Annotated in this window: 17 protein-coding genes; all 17 read right to left on the bottom strand. The window is 61.4% G+C overall.

Features of this window, described 5'->3' with window-relative positions:
- Positions 1-34: 34 nt before the first annotated feature.
- Positions 35-301, bottom strand: a complete 267-nt coding sequence (locus KGA83_RS11875) for a hypothetical protein (RefSeq protein WP_108218631.1) — start codon at positions 299-301, stop codon at positions 35-37.
- On the bottom strand, positions 298-1,590 hold the full coding sequence (locus KGA83_RS11870) for a motility associated factor glycosyltransferase family protein (protein ID WP_223529790.1): 1,293 nt from the start codon (positions 1,588-1,590) through the stop codon (positions 298-300). Before KGA83_RS11870 ends, KGA83_RS11875 begins: the two co-directional genes overlap by 4 nt.
- 90 nt (positions 1,591-1,680) lie before the next feature.
- A complete protein-coding gene (locus KGA83_RS11865) occupies positions 1,681-2,607 on the bottom strand; it encodes a ketoacyl-ACP synthase III (protein ID WP_108218629.1) in 927 nt (308 codons plus the stop codon).
- Positions 2,608-2,833: 226 nt separating this feature from the next.
- The gene (gene pseI, locus KGA83_RS11860) at positions 2,834-3,886 is read right to left on the bottom strand and encodes a pseudaminic acid synthase (RefSeq protein WP_223529788.1); all 1,053 of its coding nucleotides are present in this window, start codon (positions 3,884-3,886) and stop codon (positions 2,834-2,836) included.
- The gene (pseG, locus tag KGA83_RS11855) at positions 3,879-5,384 is read right to left on the bottom strand and encodes a UDP-2,4-diacetamido-2,4,6-trideoxy-beta-L-altropyranose hydrolase (protein ID WP_223529786.1); all 1,506 of its coding nucleotides are present in this window, start codon (positions 5,382-5,384) and stop codon (positions 3,879-3,881) included. The genes pseI and pseG overlap by 8 nt, the downstream gene beginning before the upstream one ends.
- Positions 5,381-6,088, bottom strand: a complete 708-nt coding sequence (pseF, locus tag KGA83_RS11850) for a pseudaminic acid cytidylyltransferase (RefSeq protein ID WP_108218626.1) — start codon at positions 6,086-6,088, stop codon at positions 5,381-5,383. Before pseF ends, pseG begins: the two co-directional genes overlap by 4 nt.
- Positions 6,085-6,705, bottom strand: coding sequence for a pseudaminic acid biosynthesis-associated methylase (locus tag KGA83_RS11845; RefSeq protein WP_223529784.1), 621 nt, complete (start codon positions 6,703-6,705; stop codon positions 6,085-6,087). Before KGA83_RS11845 ends, pseF begins: the two co-directional genes overlap by 4 nt.
- Complete coding sequence (gene pseC, locus KGA83_RS11840) at positions 6,705-7,895, bottom strand: UDP-4-amino-4,6-dideoxy-N-acetyl-beta-L-altrosamine transaminase (protein ID WP_115948124.1); 1,191 nt, start codon at positions 7,893-7,895, stop codon at positions 6,705-6,707. The genes KGA83_RS11845 and pseC overlap by 1 nt, the downstream gene beginning before the upstream one ends.
- A 126-nt stretch (positions 7,896-8,021) precedes the next feature.
- Positions 8,022-10,946, bottom strand: coding sequence for a TIGR00180 family glycosyltransferase (locus tag KGA83_RS11835; RefSeq protein ID WP_223529782.1), 2,925 nt, complete (start codon positions 10,944-10,946; stop codon positions 8,022-8,024).
- 52 nt (positions 10,947-10,998) lie between these two features.
- The gene (locus KGA83_RS11830) at positions 10,999-11,727 is read right to left on the bottom strand and encodes a cephalosporin hydroxylase family protein (protein ID WP_108218622.1); all 729 of its coding nucleotides are present in this window, start codon (positions 11,725-11,727) and stop codon (positions 10,999-11,001) included.
- 30 nt (positions 11,728-11,757) lie between these two features.
- Positions 11,758-12,423: an acetyltransferase gene (locus tag KGA83_RS11825; RefSeq protein WP_108218621.1), complete on the bottom strand. Its 666-nt coding sequence runs from the start codon at positions 12,421-12,423 to the stop codon at positions 11,758-11,760.
- Positions 12,420-13,541, bottom strand: coding sequence for a DegT/DnrJ/EryC1/StrS family aminotransferase (locus tag KGA83_RS11820; RefSeq protein ID WP_223529780.1), 1,122 nt, complete (start codon positions 13,539-13,541; stop codon positions 12,420-12,422). Before KGA83_RS11820 ends, KGA83_RS11825 begins: the two co-directional genes overlap by 4 nt.
- Positions 13,538-14,764, bottom strand: a complete 1,227-nt coding sequence (locus KGA83_RS11815; RefSeq protein WP_223529778.1) for a class I SAM-dependent methyltransferase — start codon at positions 14,762-14,764, stop codon at positions 13,538-13,540. Before KGA83_RS11815 ends, KGA83_RS11820 begins: the two co-directional genes overlap by 4 nt.
- Positions 14,761-15,321 (bottom strand): dTDP-4-dehydrorhamnose 3,5-epimerase family protein, encoded by a 561-nt coding sequence (locus tag KGA83_RS11810; RefSeq protein ID WP_223529776.1) that lies wholly within the window; start codon positions 15,319-15,321, stop codon positions 14,761-14,763. Before KGA83_RS11810 ends, KGA83_RS11815 begins: the two co-directional genes overlap by 4 nt.
- Entirely contained in the window at positions 15,318-16,400 is a 1,083-nt protein-coding gene (gene rfbG / locus KGA83_RS11805) for a CDP-glucose 4,6-dehydratase (protein WP_108218617.1), read from the bottom strand. The genes KGA83_RS11810 and rfbG overlap by 4 nt, the downstream gene beginning before the upstream one ends.
- Positions 16,382-17,155, bottom strand: a complete 774-nt coding sequence (gene rfbF, locus KGA83_RS11800) for a glucose-1-phosphate cytidylyltransferase (protein ID WP_108218616.1) — start codon at positions 17,153-17,155, stop codon at positions 16,382-16,384. The genes rfbG and rfbF overlap by 19 nt, the downstream gene beginning before the upstream one ends.
- 116 nt (positions 17,156-17,271) lie before the next feature.
- Positions 17,272-17,478: hypothetical protein (locus KGA83_RS11795; RefSeq protein WP_223529774.1), on the bottom strand; the 207-nt coding region annotated here is incomplete at its 5' end.

The raw sequence follows: 17,478 nt of genomic DNA, 5'->3' as shown, positions 1-17,478 counted from the left end.
CCACAAACGCCCGTACCAAAGCTGTCGCTGCCCCTCAGTCCGGCAGGTTTTCGAGCAGCTCGACCAACTCATATTCCATGAAGTCGGCGAGCCCCAGCCAATCCTGGCGCTCCTGACAGGCCAGCATCTGTCTGAGCATCAAGGCCCAGGCCTGCTGAACATCCCGGGGCGCCTGCGCAAACAGTCGCTGCGCCTCATCGAACAGATCGACCATGTTCAATGCCGCTTCGACATCACGGCCCAGGCGAAAAAGCCCTGCGCACTGCCGGTACTCATCGATGCCTTTCACTGGCGGCTTCATTGCACGAAATCCTGATTGAACTGCGTACCGGTAATCATTGCCCCAGCCCGGCTGCTGTTGAAAAAAAGCACCTCAGGATGCCTGGCAATGTAACGCTCGAGCTCACACAGGTAACTGCGGAAATTCAGCTGTGTCTTGACCTTTTGCCCATGACCATCGTGCACCCAGTGCCTGGCCTGGTTCACTGGCGGCCCCAGGTCACCATCGTTCCAACCGGTATGGGTCCGGTTCATCGGAAAGGAAAAATCGGCACCGAAAAGCGTGATGCGCTGCGCGCCCATCTTCACCGCCAGATCGACCGCCGGATGGATCACGCTGCCGCTGACGTAGAGCTGCGCACGCGGCTGTTGCTCACGCAACGCGGCGTAGATCGGGCTGGCGGAATAACCGCCATAACGTTTGCCTTTCCAGGCTTTCAGCATGTGCGGATCGCTCAAAGGCAAGTACACCAGCGGAATGCCTTCGGAGCCCTCGCCCGGCAAGTGCAGCACGCTGATGCGCTGATCGATGCTCACGACCAGGTCAGGCTTGATTCCGTGCTCGCGAAGGGGCCGGTAAGCGGTATCTACACTGATGAGCAGCGGTCGCGGCGTTTGATTGCGCACCGCTGCCAAACGCTCGAAATTCCCTTCAAGGCTGGGCCCTGTGGCGATCACATAGATTTCACGCCCGGAACACGTGCCAAACAGCTGTGCCACATCATCATCGGCGAGCAGCACTTCAAGGGTGTCCTGCAAGCGCTGCTGAATGACGGGAGACTGCGGGTCGAACTCACGATTGTTGAAACTCAAGTGCACTTCGCTGACCAGGCGATCACGAATCTTCGCACTGAAGTCATCCGCCAGCAGCATCTCGGCAGGCAATGCAAAGAACGGGGTGCAGATGTCCGACAGATCGCCGGCATACAGCAATTGCACACGCGGATCGCCCAGCCACTGACGCTGATCGATCAGCTGCAACACCAGCGCGAAAAGCGCGCCGTTGAGGATATGGACATAGAGCTTTTCAAGCCCGGCGCGCTCCAGCAAAACCGAAGGCAAATCGCCGAAGCCGGTGCCGTAAACGTGCAGCTGTGCCTTGTCGAGCGGGAGGCTGGCGGCCTGCAAACGGGCCTCGCGCAGGCGATCATGGCGGCTGGTGAGCTGGATGCCACCCACACACAACGTAGAGTCCCGCCCTTCGATCAGGTCGACATCGACGATCAGGCGATCTTCCGTATTCAATCGCGCATACAGCGACGGCCAGCGCCGCTGGATAACCTGAGCATTGTCTTCAAAGCATTCGCTCATGCTACCTCGCATTCCTTACAAGCAAAAAAGCGCTCAAGGTTAACCCTTGAGCGCTTTTTTGTACCGGCCTTTTTATTAAAAAACTTTCACTCAAGGGCGATAGATGATCGCCGAACCCCATGACAGCCCCACACCGAAACCGCTGAGCGCAACGCGCTTCCATTCGGAATCGAGGATATGCTTTTCCAGCAGCAACGGAATGCTCGACGACACCGTGTTACCAGTCTCGACCATGTCCTTGATGAACTTCTGCGGGCATTCTTCGAAACGCCGCGCGACCGCATCGACAATCGCTGCGCTGCCCTGGTGAATACAGAACGCGTCGATGTCGTCGGCGCTCAGTTGCGACTCTCCAAGCAACTCATGCAAATGCGCCGGTACCTTGAGCAGTGCGAAGTTGAACACCTGGCGGCCATTCATGAAGAACACGCCGTCGGTGACTTTCAAATGTGGCGCGCCGGAACCGTCGGTGCCGAACTTGGCCTTTCCCAGTGCCCAGGTCGGGTTTTCACCCATCCAGGTCGCGGTGGCCGCATCGCCGAACAACATGGTGGTGTTACGATCTTCCGGGTCGACGATTTTCGAATACGGGTCGGCCGTGATCAGCAGGCCGTTCTTCAGGCCAGCGGCCTCCATGAAGCCCTTGATCGCATAGATGCCGTAGACGTAACCGGAACAGCCCAGGGAAATATCGAACGCGGCGACGTTGGTCGACAGGCCAAGTTTGTCCTGCACGATGGCCGCGGTATGCGGCAGGCCTTCTTCGTCACCGTTCTGGGTGACGATAATCAACGCGTCGATGGATTCACGTTTCAGATCAGGGTTGCCGGCAAACAGCGCATTGGCCGCTTCAACGCACAGATCGGATGTTTCCTGATCAACGCCCTTGCGCGGCAGGAAAGCCGAACCGATCTTGCCCAGGATGAATTCTTCATCCTTCTCGAATTTTGCACCTTGTGCGTAATTGTCCACGCCGGCTACAGGAACGTAGCTCGCAATGCTCTTTATGCCAATCATTACGGCTTCCCAATAATAAACAGCCCAATACCACCACCCGCAGGAATCGAGGGGCGCCGACAAACCTGGATTTCTGTCGCCCCAAGGCGACGGCCGGGAAGCGTGAAGGGCTATCACTGAACCCGATAAAGGGTCAGGCGCCATCTTCCCGGTCAATACAATACAGTGAAGATGCCCGTTATGACTCGCAGGTCACGCTATTTTGCCGAATCAGTCCGGCAATGGGTCATTCGACCAACGACCAGTCCAGTGGTGTTCCACGCTTGATAGCCTGACGGGCACGGCGTTCCAGGAGGCTTTGCGCATGCTTGGGCGCCAGCCCGAGACCCGGACGGATGGCTCGCAGATTTGTTGCATTGAAGGGCTCGCCGGCCTCCATGTCCTGGGTGACATATAACGATCGACGGTACACCAGGGATTGGCGCTCCGCCTCGGTGACGCCGTAACGCACGCGCCCCATGGCTTGCCAGGCGCGTTCGGTTTCGATCACCAGGCTGGCCAGCTCCGAGGGCTCCAGCGAGAAACTGGCGTCGACGCCACCGGCCGCACGCTCGAGGGTGAAATGCTTTTCCACCACCGTTGCGCCCAGTGCCACCGCCGCCACAGACACACCGACGCCCATGGAGTGGTCGGACAGCCCCACCTGGCAATCGAACAATTCCCGCAAATGCGGGATCGTGCGCACATTGCTGTTCGCGGGAGATGCCGGATAGGTGCTGGTGCATTTGAGCAACACCAGATCCTTGCACCCGGCTTCGCGGGCGGTACGCACGGTTTCATCGAGCTCGGCGATGCTGGCCATGCCGGTGGAAATGATCAGCGGCTTGCCCGTCGCAGCCACCCGGCGTATCAGCGGCAAATCGGTGTTTTCGAAACTGGCGATCTTGTAGGCCGGCACGTCGAGGCTTTCGAGAAAGTCCACGGCGCTCTCATCGAATGGCGTGGAGAACGCCAGCAGGCCCAGTTCCCTGGCGCGAGCGAAAATCGGCGCATGCCATTCCCAGGGCGTATGGGCCTTCTCGTACAACGCGTACAACGAAGTACCGGCCCACAGGCTGTTCGGGTCCTTGATGAAAAACTCGCCTTCGGCCAGGTCCAGGGTCATGGTGTCGGCGGTGTAGGTCTGCAGCTTCAATGCATGGGCACCGGCCTTGGCCGCGGCCTCGACGATTTGCAGTGCCATGTCCAGGGACTGGTTATGGTTGCCGCTCATCTCGGCAATGATGAAAGGCGGCGCATCGGCACCGATCAGGCGCTCGCCAATCTTGAAGCTAGTCATCTGCGTGATCCTTCAATACGCGCGTGAACGCGCAGGCACTCTGGGTAAAACCGGCTTCGCGAAAAACCTTCAGCGACGGCTGGTTAGCGGGCAACACCTGGGCGGTGAGCGACTGAAGTTCCGGCCAGTGGGCCTTCACAAAGGTTTCCCCGCGGGCCAGCAGCGCCCTGCCCCAGCCCAGGCCGAACCGGCCTTCGAACAGATAAATCGACACCTGGGCGGTAAAGCCACGCAGGTCATAACGCAGCACACCGACCGGACCGTCATCGGCCTCGGCAATCAACAGCAGCCGCCGGGGATTGTTCAGGCTCGTGGCCAGCCAGTTTTGATGCGCAGGCCATTCGATCACGCCGGTCTCCAGCGACCAGCGGCGCACGGCCTCGGTGTTGCGCCCGTCGAACAACAACTGCGCATCACCCAGGGTCGCCGGGCGCATCCTCAGCACCGCGCCGGCCAGCGCCACCGCTACCCGCTGCGCACCCCGGCCATCGACAAGTTGTCGCGACCGCTGTGCCAGGCTCTGGCGCAAACCCTGGTTACCCGTGACAAAGCCAATGGCCAGGCGCAGCTGCTCGACACTGACCTGCTCGCGAGCCCCCATGAACACATGGGCGCCCGCGGCCGCCATGACCTCGCCGTTGGCCTGCTGGTTGTTCGATACGGCAATGCAAATCGTCGGCAGCCCCATGGCCGCCCGCTCCCAACTGGTGCCGCCACCCGCCCCGACAAACAGGTCGGCTTCGGTCATCAATCGATAGAAGTCGCTGACAAAACTGTGCAGCCGCCAATGCGGGCGACTGGCCGCCAACGCCTGCATCTGCGCCCAGGCCGGATTACCCGCACCGGCGACAAAATCGACTTCCAGCTCGGCAAAGTCCGCCAGCGCCAGCATTGCATGATGGGTCTGCATGGCCGCGTCAAAACCACCGAAGTTCACTAGCACACGCCGGGCCTGGGGCTTGATTTCGATGGCCGGGCAACGGAACTCGTCGCGCAACATGGCAAACCGGGGGCCAAACAATGTGCGGCAGCCTGGCGCCAGCAGCGAGGTATAAGCCTCTGGCGTACCCGAAAGATTCTGGTTCAACAGCAAGTCGGCGCTGTAGGTCCGCGTGGCGAGGTCATCCACCACGGCAATCCATGGCGCAAAGCGCCGCGCGGCCGTCTGCCAGTGATGATCGAGGCCGTAGTGGTCGACAATGATCCAGTCGAACGCCGGCTGGAGCTCCAGCAACGGCTCGAGCGCGGCGATGTCCGCCTGCCAGGGCAGCATGGATTCGATGGCTTGCCGCGGGTCTTCGTCGTTGTAGCGTTCGGGCAGCGCGAAGGTTTCGAAACCTTCGGCCCGCAGCGCCTCCAGTCGATGCCCCGGTAGCAGGCGACAGGCGAAAGCCACATGACTGCCCTGCCGGCGCAATACGCGGGCCAGACACAGGCAACGCGCGATGTGGCCGCTGCCGATGGTCGGCGAGGCGTCAGAGCGAATCAGCACCCTCATTGCAGTTCACCTCCGGCTTTCAGCGCGGCATACAGGTACTCCGCGCGTGTCCAGTCCTGCGGTGTGTCGATGTCCTGCACCAGATGACGCGGCAGGAGGACCGGCAGGCTGCTGGGTGAATACAACACCTCGCCACGCAGCCAGGCGTCGCTGCGGCCCCAGTAGAACTGCCCGGCATCCTGGTAGGCGCTCGGCAAATCCTGGGAGCGGGTGTCTCGATACTGCGGATACAGTGCCGTCAATGCACCGTGATCATCAAGGGTCAGGGCTCGCTGAACCGGGAAGCCGAAGTCGCACACCGAGAAGGCGAAAGATCTGTCGGGATGCCGTTCCAGCAGGCTCAGTCCCTGGACCAGAAATCGCGATTGCAACAACGGCGCGGTCGCGTAGATGCAACAGGCGCGAGCAAACTCGTCACCCTGTTCACGCAATGCCTGCAGGGCATGGGCGATCACCGCGGCGGTGCCCGTGAAGTCATCGGCCAGTGCCGCCGGGCGCATAAAGGGCACCTGGGCGCCACAGTCCCGCGCCAACCCGGCGATTTCCTCGTCGTCGGTGCTGACCACCACCCGGGAAAACAACCCGGACTCCAGGGCAACCTGAATCGATCGGGCAATCATCGGCACACCGGCGAACGGCTTGAGGTTCTTGCGGGGTATGCGTTTGCTGCCACCACGGGCCGGGATGATGGCGACGTTGTTCAACGGCGTTTTTCCAGGACAAACCAGGTGATGTCATCCACCGGGAATTGCCGATCGCGGTGGTAGCCAAAACCGTAGTCGACCAGTTGCAGGTCGTCGTATCGATCGAGCATTTCACCGGCAAAATCGCGTTTGAACAACTTGCCGCTATTGCCGCGATACGGGACTTCGACCGGCGCCGGGTTGTAGTACTCGGCGATCAGTATGTAGCGCTGGCTCAGCTCATACAGTTGCGCGTACGCGGCCGGCAGCAACTGCGGTTCCAGGTGAATCAGCACGCCTTTGCTCAGGGTCAGGTCGAAGGTGCGTTCGCGGGGAAAATCGAACAGCGAGCCGTGCCAGATCTGTGCGATACCCAAGGCCTGGGCAGCAGCACAGGCGCTGGCATTGATCTCCACGCCGAACAACTCGCAGCGCGGCAACAGCCGCCGCAATGCCTGCAGGTTGTTGCCGGCATTGGTGCCCAGCTCCACCAGGCTGTCGATGCACCCGACCCGTGTCAGCGCCTTGGCAAACAACGCCAGGTTAGCTGCCACCAGCGGCTGTCCGACATTGCGATCAACGTACTGGTTGCCGAATTCGCCCTGCCAGAAAGTTTCCTGCTCGGTCAGTTCACGCATCACACATTTCCCACCCGCCGCAATGGCTGGATTATTTCGATCAGCTGCCGCATCTGCTCGACCACATAGTCTTGTTGCTCATCACTGAGCAACGGGTACAACGGCAGGCTGATGGCTTCGGCGTAGTAACGTTCGGCCTGCGGAAAATCACCTTCGGCGAACCCGAGATCACGATAGTAAGGCTGCAAATGCACGGGAATGTAGTGCAAGTTCACCCCGACCCCGGCAGCTCGCAAGCCTTCGAACACCTCACGATGCGTGAGATTGATCTGATCGAGTTGCAGGCGCACTACATACAGATGCCATGACGACTCGGCCTCAGGTTGTGCGCTGGGCAGGGTCAGCGGCAAATACGCCAGCAAGCGCTCATAACGCGCCGCCAGCTCACGCCGACGCTCGATAAACTCATCGAGCTTATTCAACTGCGACAAACCGAGGGCCGCCTGCAGGTCGGTAATGCGGTAATTGAAACCGAGCTCCACCTGCTGGTAGTACCAGGGGCCGTGGCTGGGTCCGGTCATCTGCTGCGGATCCCGGGTCATGCCGTGGCTGCGCAAGCGTTGCAAACGCTCGGCGAGTTCCGGGCTATTGGTCATGACCATGCCGCCCTCGGCACTGGTGATGATCTTCACCGGATGAAAGCTGAACACAGTCATCGCCGCAAATTCGCCACACCCCACCGGGCGCCCGGCATAGGACGCACCGGCGGCATGGGCCGCGTCTTCGATCACCGTAACGCCATAGCGCCTGGCCAGTGCGGCAATCCTGCGCATGTCGCAGCTCTGCCCCGAGAACGCCACGGCCACGAGTACTTTCGGCAGTCGGCCTTCACGCTCGGCCCGTTCCAGCTTGATGGCCAGCGCAGCGGCATCGAGGTTCCAGGTCAGCGGGTCGATATCGACAAAATCCACCTCGGCACCGCAGTAGCGACCGCAGTTTGCCGAGGCGAGAAAGGTGTTCGGTGTCGTCCACAGCCAATCGCCCGGGCCGAGCCCCGCCGCCAGGCAAGCGATGTGCAGGGCCGCCGTGGCATTGCACACCGCCACGGCAAAACCGGCCTCGCAGCGTTCGGCCATGGCTCGCTCGAAGCGCTCGATGGTCGGCCCCTGGGTCAGCCAGTCAGACTGCAATACGCCGACCACAGCGTCGATGTCCGCCTGATCGAGGCTTTGCCGAGCGTAAGGAATCATGCTGGCAACCAGACACGCACCAGCGCGTCCCGGATGATCTGACGCCCGAACGAACCGGTCCGGCCTGCGATGAAAATCGAATTACCGTTGAACATGCCTTGAGTCCCTTATACCTTTTCGCCGGGCCTACCCGAGCATCTGCGCCCAGTTCACCGAAGCACTTTCGCCAAGGCCAAAGCCTTTGCCGTTCAAGGCCAGATTGGCGTTATAGGCCTGATCCTGGGCAAAGGCTGCCGCCCACTTGTCACGCAGCGCATCGAGGGCCTGCGGCACCTGTGGCACTTCCCCCGAATGAATGACCTGTACCAGTGGCGTCCACACGGTGAGGTAACCGGCCTGTCCGGCCCGCAGGCACAGGTCGACGTCGCTCAAGCCGTCGGCGAAGGTCACGCTGTCCAGACCGTCCAGCTCGTCGAACAACGCTTTACGCACCATCAGGCACACCTTCGACACCGCCGAGTAGTTCTGCTCCAGCGCCAACCGGTGCAAGTAACCTTCGGTGTCGTGCTTTTCACCGACAAAGGCTGAGCCCACACCACCGTTCATGCCGAGAATCAGGCCGGCCTGAGTGACCTTGCCATCACGGTCGATCAACTTGGGACCGACCACGCCGACCTCCGGACGCTGGGCGTGATTGAGCAGCGACTCAAGCCAGTTCGGGTTGACCACTTCACTGTCGGCGGCCAACAGCACCAGATACTCGCCCTGCGCCTGCTGGCTGGCGGCGTTGTACAACGCCGCGTCGCTCAGGGTCTGGTCGGCACGCAGCACGCTGACTTTTGGATGCTGGTAAGTACCCAGCCAGTCATTGACCTCGGCCGACTGATTCGGGTTGAGTGCGATCAGCACTTCGTACTGGATGTAGCGGGTACGCAGCAACACAGCTTGCAGGCACTGTTGCAGCGCTGCCAGGTCGTCCCCGGCCGGCAATATGATCGACACCAGCGGGCGCTCGGTGTGGCGGTAATCGACCTGCCAGGTGCCCGGTACTGCCGACGTGATCTTGGCCTTGTAGCCACGGTTGCCCAAGTGGCGCAGCAACGCCAGGCGCTCATCGGCGTTTTCTTCCAGCACCGGTGCCCGGCTGATCAGCAACGGTTCGTCCAGGTGGGCCAGCCCGTTGAGGCCACCTTGCTCGATGATGCGCAGCAGCAAGTCGAACTCCAGGGCCTTGCTGAAGTCAGGCTGGTAGCCGCCGACTTCAATGAACACTTCCCGCCGGATCAACCAGTGACGCGCCATCAAGGCCGGCAGGCTTTGCAGCAAATCAAGGTTGAAGCCCGGACGGAACACATCCACCAGCGCGCCTTCTGCAGTGCGCTGGATTTCGTCGGTGGCGACGGCACGGCACTGCGCGGCAGACAGCAGTTCCAGGCTGGCGCGCAACAGGCCACCGGCGGTGAACTCATCGCCGGCCTCGGCCAGCAGCAACCAATCGCAGGTCGACTGACGCGCGCTCTGGTTCAGCTTGTCGACGTAATTGCTTTGGGTCACCCGGACAAAGTGCAGGGTGTTCTGCGCCGTGGTCGCCGCCGGTGCTTCACCGGTGGTGAAGACCACGATCTTGAACGCCTTGCTGTGACCTTCGAGCAGGCTGTCGAGGCTGACCTGCAGCTTGTCGATATCGTTATCCAGGTCCAGCAGGAAAATCCCGAACTGTGGGCCACCGTCGTTGGCCGCCAGGTGTTGGGCGATCGACTCGGCCTCATGGGCATCGGGCTGACGGGGCGCAAGCCACTTGAGCAAACGACCGGAGAGCATCTTGTCGAACGTCGCACCATTGCCCTCGACCGACACGGCCTCGAGACGCGCAGCCCAGTCGCGCAGGGTCTGCGCCTCTTCGTCTTCGCCCAGCAGCTCCAACTGAGCCACCAGGCGCTTGACCACTGTGCGGTTGAAGACGTTGCTGTCGTGGGCCTGCCACAAACGGTCGACCACACTTTCCGGCGTGTCATTGTTACGCGCCAGCATCAGGCTCTGCTGACGGGTCCAGATACCCTCCAGGCCAGCCAATTGAACGCGACCGGCCGGCATGGCATGCAACAGGAATTCGAACTGGCTCAGCTGATCGAAAAACGGCTGATTGTAGAACGGCATTTCGACGTATTGCCTGGGGCCGAAACGGCGCTCCGGGCCTTTCTCGACGCTCGTCCAGGCGGACTCGAAAATCAGCTCGGTGGTCAGTGCGCGACCGGTGCGCAAGCTATCGGCCAGGGCTTCAAAGCTTTGCAGCGCGAACTGCTGGCCCTGCTCCGGGTTCTCGCCTTGAACTTGAGTCGGCAGCCCGAAGAGGAACGCGGCAAAGGCCTCGCGTTCGGCCACCGACTTGGCATCGGCATGAGCCAGGGTGTGGAAGATCTCGGTGTTGTGGTCCGAGTACCCGTAGTTCATCTCCCGCACGACATACGGGATCGGCAGAATCCGCGCCTTGCCCCGCGCCAGCATGTAATAGGTGTGACCGATTTCCTGCCATTGGAAGGACGTATCCTGCGGCATCACCTGATACCAGTCACGGACCAGGTCGGTGCGCTGTACGGCATAAAAAGGCGGCAGGTACTGGTGCATGTAATCGAGCACACGCTCCTCGGCGTGCTCGGACGAATAGTCTTCGCAGACCTTCTTGTCACGCCGGAAGTAGCTGACGCTGTTGGGTTGTGACAGGTACATCATGCTGTAACCGTGGCACAGGCCGTAGTCGGGATTGGCCTCCATGAACGCCACGGCTGCGCGCAGGGCGTCGTGCACATGGAAGTCATCGTCGGCGGCGAACACCATGAACGGCGTGGTCACTTGCTCCACGCCAAAGGCCAGCTTGGCGCGAACGCCCCAGTAGCCAAACTGCGGGACATGCTGGTAATCCACATTTTCATACTGACCGGCCAGGCTTGGCTGGCCTTCGGCCGAAGAGTCCAGCACCAGAATCCTGCAAGGCAAGCCACTGTAGAAACGTGCCGCCCGGCGCAAAAATGCCGGCCGCTCGTGAGACATCAGCACCACGGTCAACTGTTCGTTGAGTGCCAACCCGTGTCCAGAATTGTTCTTGCCTTGCATACCTTTCCCCACAACGGCGTATCGCCGAAAAAAACCAACGATGTCTTGTCGATTACCGCACGCGACGCAAATAGCCGTCCGGTGCGACGGTGATCAGCAGCTTGCTGTGAATGGCCGGGTCGATTTCAAAATCGCGGTTTTCTTCCAGGTAGGCCCATACCGCGGTTTTCGGGTTGTCGCCCTTGCCCCACGGGCGGTCCGGGAAGGCGTCTTCGGGCATGTCTTCCACCACGGTGTCCATCACCACGCAGTAGCTGCCCACCGAGGTCATCGGTGCATAGGCCCGCAGTTCTTCCAGTACGTGCTCGTGGGTGTGGTTGGAATCCAGGACCACCAGCACTGTCTTGCCTTCGACGCGCTGGCGGACCTGCTCGACGATCGCCGGATCGATACTCGAACCCTGGATCATCCGGATCCGCTTGCTCATCGGGTGCGCTTCGATTGCCTCACGGTTGTGCTGGCGGATATCGATGTCGACACCCAGCACTTCGCCGTGGCCGATCAGCTCCAGCATCGAGGCGTAAAACACCAGCGAGCCGCCGTGGGCGATACCGGTCTCGACGATGATGTCCGGCCGCAGCGCCCAGATGATCTCCTGCATGGCGACCATGTCCTGGGGGAACTGAATGATCGGGCGGCCCATCCAGCTGAAGTTGTAGGTGTACTTATGTCTGGCGGTCGTGCCAACCCAATCCAGCGACGTGGCTTGCAAGGCTTTGTCCTGTTGCAGGCCTTCGATGTTCTCTTTTACTTCTTCACGAAACTGCTCATGAGGATTCATTACAGACTCTCCGGAAATTAGTCGCGGTGGTTACTTGAAAACCCGACCGTCTTGAAAGGAAGCTGGATTGGTCTTGATGGTCCTGGCGGGGCTGCCCACCACAACCGCATAGTCTGGAACGTCTCTGGTCACCACGGCACCCGCACCGATGGTGACCCAACGACCGATGCGCAATCGCGGCAGTATCGTGGCGTTGGTGCCGATAAAGGTGCCGTCACCGATCTCGACACAACCGGCAATGCAGACCCCCGGCGCCATGAACACCGAATGGCCGACCTGCCCTTCATGCCCGACGACGCTGCCGGCGCTGATACTGGTGTTGTCACCCAGGCTGACTTGCGCCTGCATGATCACGCCCTCTTGCAGATAGGTGCCGACACCCACCGTGATCATCGTCAGATCGATGCCCGGGTGGATGAAGTTGCCCAGGGTGCCGCCGGCCTCGACGATCTCGCAGGTGGTCCGGTAACGCAGCGCCGTGCTGCCAGTGATCAAATTGACAAAGCGTGTGTCGGGGCCTTTCAGCTCGGCCACCTTGTCGGTGCCACCCACCACCGGCACGCCATGAAACAGCGTGCCTTGCTTGGCCGGGTCGTTATCGAGAAAGGCGAACTGCACGTCCGGCTGGCTGCGTTGCAGGGTGAGGATCATCCGTACCGCTTCAGGATTGGCCGCCCCCAACAGGTAAACCTTCATAGCCGCGCCCTTTTGAGTACCAGCGCGCGCAGCACCTCGATGACCCGATGCTGATCGTCATTGGTCATGTCGTGGTAACTCGGCAGATTGATCGCGCGCTCCGGCAGTGCATGCGCCACGGGCGAGTCAGCCGTCAGTTCGCTGAACATCGGCAAGGACGACAGCGGCCAGAAGAACACCCGCGCATCGATATCGGCGGCCTGGAAGGCGGCGATCAACATGTCCCGCGTGATCCCCAGCTCGCGGTCAAAGACCACGGTAGGCATCCAGTAACCGTTGCGCGCATGTTCCGGTTCAGGGTTCATGGACAAGCCCGGCAACGACGCCAGCGCCTCGGCGTAGTGGGCGAAGATCGCTCGCTTGCGTTCGATCAACTCGTCGATCCGCTCAACCTGCGCGCAACCGACGGCGGCTTGCAGGTTGCTCATCTTGTATTTGAAACCGAGGAAATCCGGCCAGAACTGTTTGCTGCTGCCGGCCACGCGGCCATGGTTGGACAGGGTCAGCACACGGTCATACAGAGCCTTGTCCGACGTCACGAAGATGCCGCCTTCGCCGGTGGTCATGGTCTTGGTGCCATGAAAGGAAAACACGCCGAACGCGCCCAGCGAACCGGCGGCCTGGCCGCGCCATTGCGAGCCAATCGCCTCGGCGGCGTCTTCGATGACCGGCAGGCCAAACTCGCGACCGATGGCCAGCAACGCGTCCATGTCGCAGAGATTGCCGTAGAGGTGCACCGCCAGAATCGCTTTGGTTCGTGGGGTGATCGCCCGGCGAACCTGCTGCGGGTCGAGGCACCAACTGTCGGCCAACACGTCGACGAACACCGGCGTCGCGCCCAGATAGGTGATGGGCGCGGCCGAGGCGATCCAGTTGGTATCGGCGAGGATCACCTCATCGCCGGCACCGATGCCCAGCGCCGCCATGCCCATGTGCAGCGCACCGGTGCAACTGGACGTGGCAATCGCGTACGTCGCACCCACGTGCTCGGCAAAGGACTTTTCGAAGCGCGTCAGGTACTCGTAGCAGCGCTCTCCCCAACCATGGCGGACGGCATCGAGTACGTAGTCAGCTTCCAGCTCACCGACACTGGGTTTGGTGTAATGAATTCGGCTCATCGAATGATCAACTCGGGAATGGCAATGACAAAACGACCGTCCCATGCACGAATGCCGGCAAAGGCCTGGGTGATCTCATCCAGCAGGTTCCACGGCAGTACCAGCACGTAGTCCGGCTTCTCGATGTCGATCCGCGCCGGCGACACGATCGGAATGCGGCTGCCGGGCAGGTACTTGCCTTGCTTGTGCGGATTGGCATCGGCCACCCAGGCCAGCAGGTCCGGCTTGACCCCGGCGTAGTTGAGCAGGGTGTTGCCCTTGGCGGCGGCGCCGTAGCCGACCACACGCTTGCCGTCAGCCTTGGCCTGTAACAGGAAGCGCAGCAGGTCATGCTTGATGCGCTCGGCGGCGGGCGCCAGGGTGGAGTAGAACTCAGGGGTTTTCACCCCGGCGGCGAGTTCGTCCTGCAGCTGTTGCCGGACCGCCGGTTGTACTTCGCGACGTTTGCCGTCCAGTCGCTGCACGAACACCCGCAACGAACCGCCATGGGTCGGGAGCTGGCTGACGTCGAACACTTGCAGGCCATTGCGCTCGCACAAGGTCTGCACAGCGGTCAGCGACAGGTAGGAATAATGCTCGTGGTACAGCGTGTCGAACTGCTGGCCGGCCATCAGGGTCAGCAGCTGCGGGAATTCGAAAGTCGCCACGCCGGTCGGTTTGAGCAGGGTCGCGAAACCTCCGAGGAAATCGTTGATGTCCGGCACATGCGCCAGCACGTTGTTGGCGGCCATCAGGTCGGCGCCCCAGCCTTCGCTTTTCAGCTGCGCGGCGGTGTCGCGACCGAAAAACAGTTCACGAATCTCCAGGCCTTTTTCCCGCGCCGCTTGCGCGGTGCTGCGGGTTGGCTCGACGCCCAGGCAAGGGATGCCGCGCCCGGCCACGTACTGCAACAGGTAACCGTCGTTGGCGGCGACTTCCACCACGCGGCTGTCGGCGCTCAGGCCGAAGCGCTCGACCATCTCGGCCACATAACGCTCGGCATGGGCCAGCCAGGTGCTGGAGAACGAACTGAAATAGGCGTACTCGGCATCGAACAGGCTGTCGGCGCTGGTGTAATCCTCGGTTTGCACCAGCCAGCATTGCTGGCACACGGCAACCTTCAGCGGCACCCATTGTTCGGCCTGCTCCAGCTGGTCGACACGCACGTAGGCATTGGACGGTGGGGAGGTGCCCAGGTCGATCAGCGGCAGGGTCAGCGCAGTGGCGCAACCACGGCAGTTCATAGACGCACTCCGGCGAAGTGTTCATCGAGCGCCGGATGACTTGCATCGCGCACCGACAGATTATTGACAGGCAACGGCCAGGCAATCGCCAGCCGTGGATCGAGCACCGACAAACCGCCTTCGTGTTCCGGCATGTAGTCGTTGCTGTGCAGGTAAAGCAGCTCGGCGTCGCCGCTCAGGGTCTGGAAGCCGTGGGCGAACCCGGCCGGAATCAACAGGCTGCGGCCATCACCGGCACGCAGGTGTTCGGCGTGCCAGTGCAGGAAGGTCTCGGAGTCGGGACGCAGATCCACCGCGACATCCCAGACTTCACCGCGCAGGCAGGTGATCAACTTGGCTTCCGGCGCGCGGGTATTCTGGTAATGCAGGCCACGCACGCTGCCGCGTTCGCGGGTGCAGGAGTGATTGATCTGGCGGATATGAAACGCCTGGCCAAACGCACCGAGGCTGTCCTCGCAAAACAACCGGGAAAAGTGCCCGCGCTCGTCTTCGAAGCGTTTGTGCTGCACGCTGAACAAACCGCTCAGCGGCAACGCCTTCAGCAGAAATTCACTCACAGCGCGCCTCGGTACAGGTTCAATTGCGCCAGGCTGATGGCGCGCATGTCATCGCCGTTCTGCCACGCCAGATGCCAATCCAGGGTTTGGGTCAGGCATTGCTGCAACGACCAGCGCGGTTGCCAGCCGAGCAGTTGACGGGCACGGCTGCTGTCCAGGCGCAGCAGGCCGGCCTCATGCAAATCGCTCGGTTCGATGCGCAGCCCGCGTGCTTGCGGCCAGCGGCTGGCGAGCAGTTCGACCACCTCGCCGACGCTGCACATGTCCGCTTCGCCGGGACCGAAATTCCACGCCCCGGCGAATTGCGGACCTTGCTCATACAGGCCGGCAGCCAGTTGCAGATAGCCGGCCAGCGGTTCCAGCGCGTGTTGCCATGGGCGTACCGCCTGCGGATAGCGCAAGGTCACCGGCTCATCCGCCGACCATGCCCGCAGCACGTCGGGAATCAACCGCTCCGGGGCAAAATCGCCACCACCGAGTACGTTGCCGGCACGGGCCGTGGCCAACGCCAGACCATGCTCGGCATGCTTTTCAGGCGCAAAGAATGAGGCGGCATAGGATTGCGCCAACAACTCGCAGCAAGCCTTGCTGCTGCTGTAGGGATCGTGACCGCCCAACGCTTCGTTTTCGCGGTACGGCCACAGCCATTCCTGGTTGGCGTAGACCTTGTCGGTGGTCACCAGCACGCAGGCACGCACGCCACCGACCTGACGGATCGCTTCGAGCAGGTTGAGCGTGCCCATGACGTTGCTGGAGTACGTGCCCAACGGGTCGCGATAACCTTCGCGCACCAGCGGCTGTGCCGCCAGGTGCAGGACGATTTCCGGCCGGGTCTCGGCGATCAGTTCCAGTAAAGCGCCCAGGTCGCGCAAGTCGCCGCGCTGATCGTTGATGCCTTCATGCACCCGCGCCAGTTCGAACAGACTCGGCTCGGTGGACGGGTCGAGGGAAAACCCGCTGACTTCGGCACCCAGGCTTTGCAGCCACAACGTCAGCCAACTGCCCTTGAAACCGGTGTGGCCGGTGACCAGCACCCGCTTGCCGCGCCAGAATTGCGGGCTCAGTCCCATTGCTTCCATGGGGCCTCCCCGCTCTGCCACAACGCCTCGAGGTGGTTCTTGTCACGCAGGGTGTCCATCGGTTGCCAGAAACCGTCGTGCTGGAACGCCATGAGCTCGCCGCGCTCGGCCAGGCCATCCAGCGGACCGGACTCCCACGAGGTGTCGTCGCCGTCGATCAACGGCAGCACCTTGGGCGACAGGACAAAGAACCCGCCATTGATCCAGCCACCATCACCGCGAGGCTTTTCGGTGAAACCCAGGACCTTGTCGCCATCGCGATTGAGCGCGCCGTAGCGGCCGGGTGGCTGTACCGCGGTGACGGTCGCCAGTTTTCCGTGCTGGAGATGGAAATCCACCAACGCGCCAATGTTGAGGTCCGACACGCCGTCGCCGTAGGTAAAGCAGAACGCCTGTTCGTCTTCGAGGTAGCGTCGGGCGCGGCGCAAACGGCCGCCGGTCATGGTCTCTTCCCCGGTGTCGATCAGCGTGACGCGCCATGGCTCACTGTAGTTCTGGTGAACATCCATGCGGTTGTTGCACATGTCGAACGTGACGTCGGAGGTGTGCAGAAAGTAGTTGGCGAAAAAGTCCTTGATCGCATAGCCCTTGTAGCCAAGGCAGATCACGAAATCGTGGATCCCGTGAGCGGAGTACTGTTTCATGATGTGCCAGAGAATTGGCTTGCCGCCGACCTCGATCATTGGCTTGGGCTTGAGGTGCGACTCTTCGCTGATCCGCGTACCCAGGCCACCCGCCAAAATAACTGCCTTCATCCCTTCCCCTCTTGTTCGTCACAGGGCTCAGCCAAGCTGTATCAAGCTTTTGCGGGCCATCCGGGTTAAACCTGCCGCCGTTCAGGGCACGACCGGGCTCACCGGAAGTGCTCGTTTTATGGCGATATGAGGGGGACTTGCAGGAAACGCGCCAGCTCTTTCAATCCGTTGCCGGGCGATGCGCTGCGGGGAGGGCTGGACTGCACCCCAAAAGTTGGACACCAACCCTGACTTTTGGCGGTGTTTCCATGGGCAAGTTTTCGCTTCAGTTCAAAATTACGGCCATTGAGGCTTATATCAACGGCAATGAAGGCTTTCGCAAG

The organism is Pseudomonas sp. GL-R-19 (genome assembly GCF_019956375.1).
Taxonomy (GTDB): domain Bacteria; phylum Pseudomonadota; class Gammaproteobacteria; order Pseudomonadales; family Pseudomonadaceae; genus Aquipseudomonas.
Note: the sequence above shows the minus strand (reverse complement) of the source record. Positions and strands in the feature narration are given on the sequence as shown.

Excerpts from the sequence above, each read along its gene's own strand:
- KGA83_RS11875 (WP_108218631.1), bottom strand. The coding sequence starts at position 301 with ATGAAGCCGCCAGTGAAAGGCATCGATGAGTACCGGCAGTGCGCAGGG.
- KGA83_RS11870 (WP_223529790.1), bottom strand. The coding sequence starts at position 1,590 with ATGAGCGAATGCTTTGAAGACAATGCTCAGGTTATCCAGCGGCGCTGG.
- KGA83_RS11865 (WP_108218629.1), bottom strand. The coding sequence starts at position 2,607 with ATGATTGGCATAAAGAGCATTGCGAGCTACGTTCCTGTAGCCGGCGTG.
- pseI (WP_223529788.1), bottom strand. The coding sequence starts at position 3,886 with ATGACTAGCTTCAAGATTGGCGAGCGCCTGATCGGTGCCGATGCGCCG.
- pseG (WP_223529786.1), bottom strand. The coding sequence starts at position 5,384 with ATGAGGGTGCTGATTCGCTCTGACGCCTCGCCGACCATCGGCAGCGGC.
- KGA83_RS11845 (WP_223529784.1), bottom strand. The coding sequence starts at position 6,705 with ATGCGTGAACTGACCGAGCAGGAAACTTTCTGGCAGGGCGAATTCGGC.
- pseC (WP_115948124.1), bottom strand. The coding sequence starts at position 7,895 with ATGATTCCTTACGCTCGGCAAAGCCTCGATCAGGCGGACATCGACGCT.
- KGA83_RS11835 (WP_223529782.1), bottom strand. The coding sequence starts at position 10,946 with ATGCAAGGCAAGAACAATTCTGGACACGGGTTGGCACTCAACGAACAG.
- KGA83_RS11830 (WP_108218622.1), bottom strand. The coding sequence starts at position 11,727 with ATGAATCCTCATGAGCAGTTTCGTGAAGAAGTAAAAGAGAACATCGAA.
- KGA83_RS11825 (WP_108218621.1), bottom strand. The coding sequence starts at position 12,423 with ATGAAGGTTTACCTGTTGGGGGCGGCCAATCCTGAAGCGGTACGGATG.
- KGA83_RS11820 (WP_223529780.1), bottom strand. The coding sequence starts at position 13,541 with ATGAGCCGAATTCATTACACCAAACCCAGTGTCGGTGAGCTGGAAGCT.
- KGA83_RS11815 (WP_223529778.1), bottom strand. The coding sequence starts at position 14,764 with ATGAACTGCCGTGGTTGCGCCACTGCGCTGACCCTGCCGCTGATCGAC.
- rfbG (WP_108218617.1), bottom strand. The coding sequence starts at position 16,400 with ATGGAAGCAATGGGACTGAGCCCGCAATTCTGGCGCGGCAAGCGGGTG.
- rfbF (WP_108218616.1), bottom strand. The coding sequence starts at position 17,155 with ATGAAGGCAGTTATTTTGGCGGGTGGCCTGGGTACGCGGATCAGCGAA.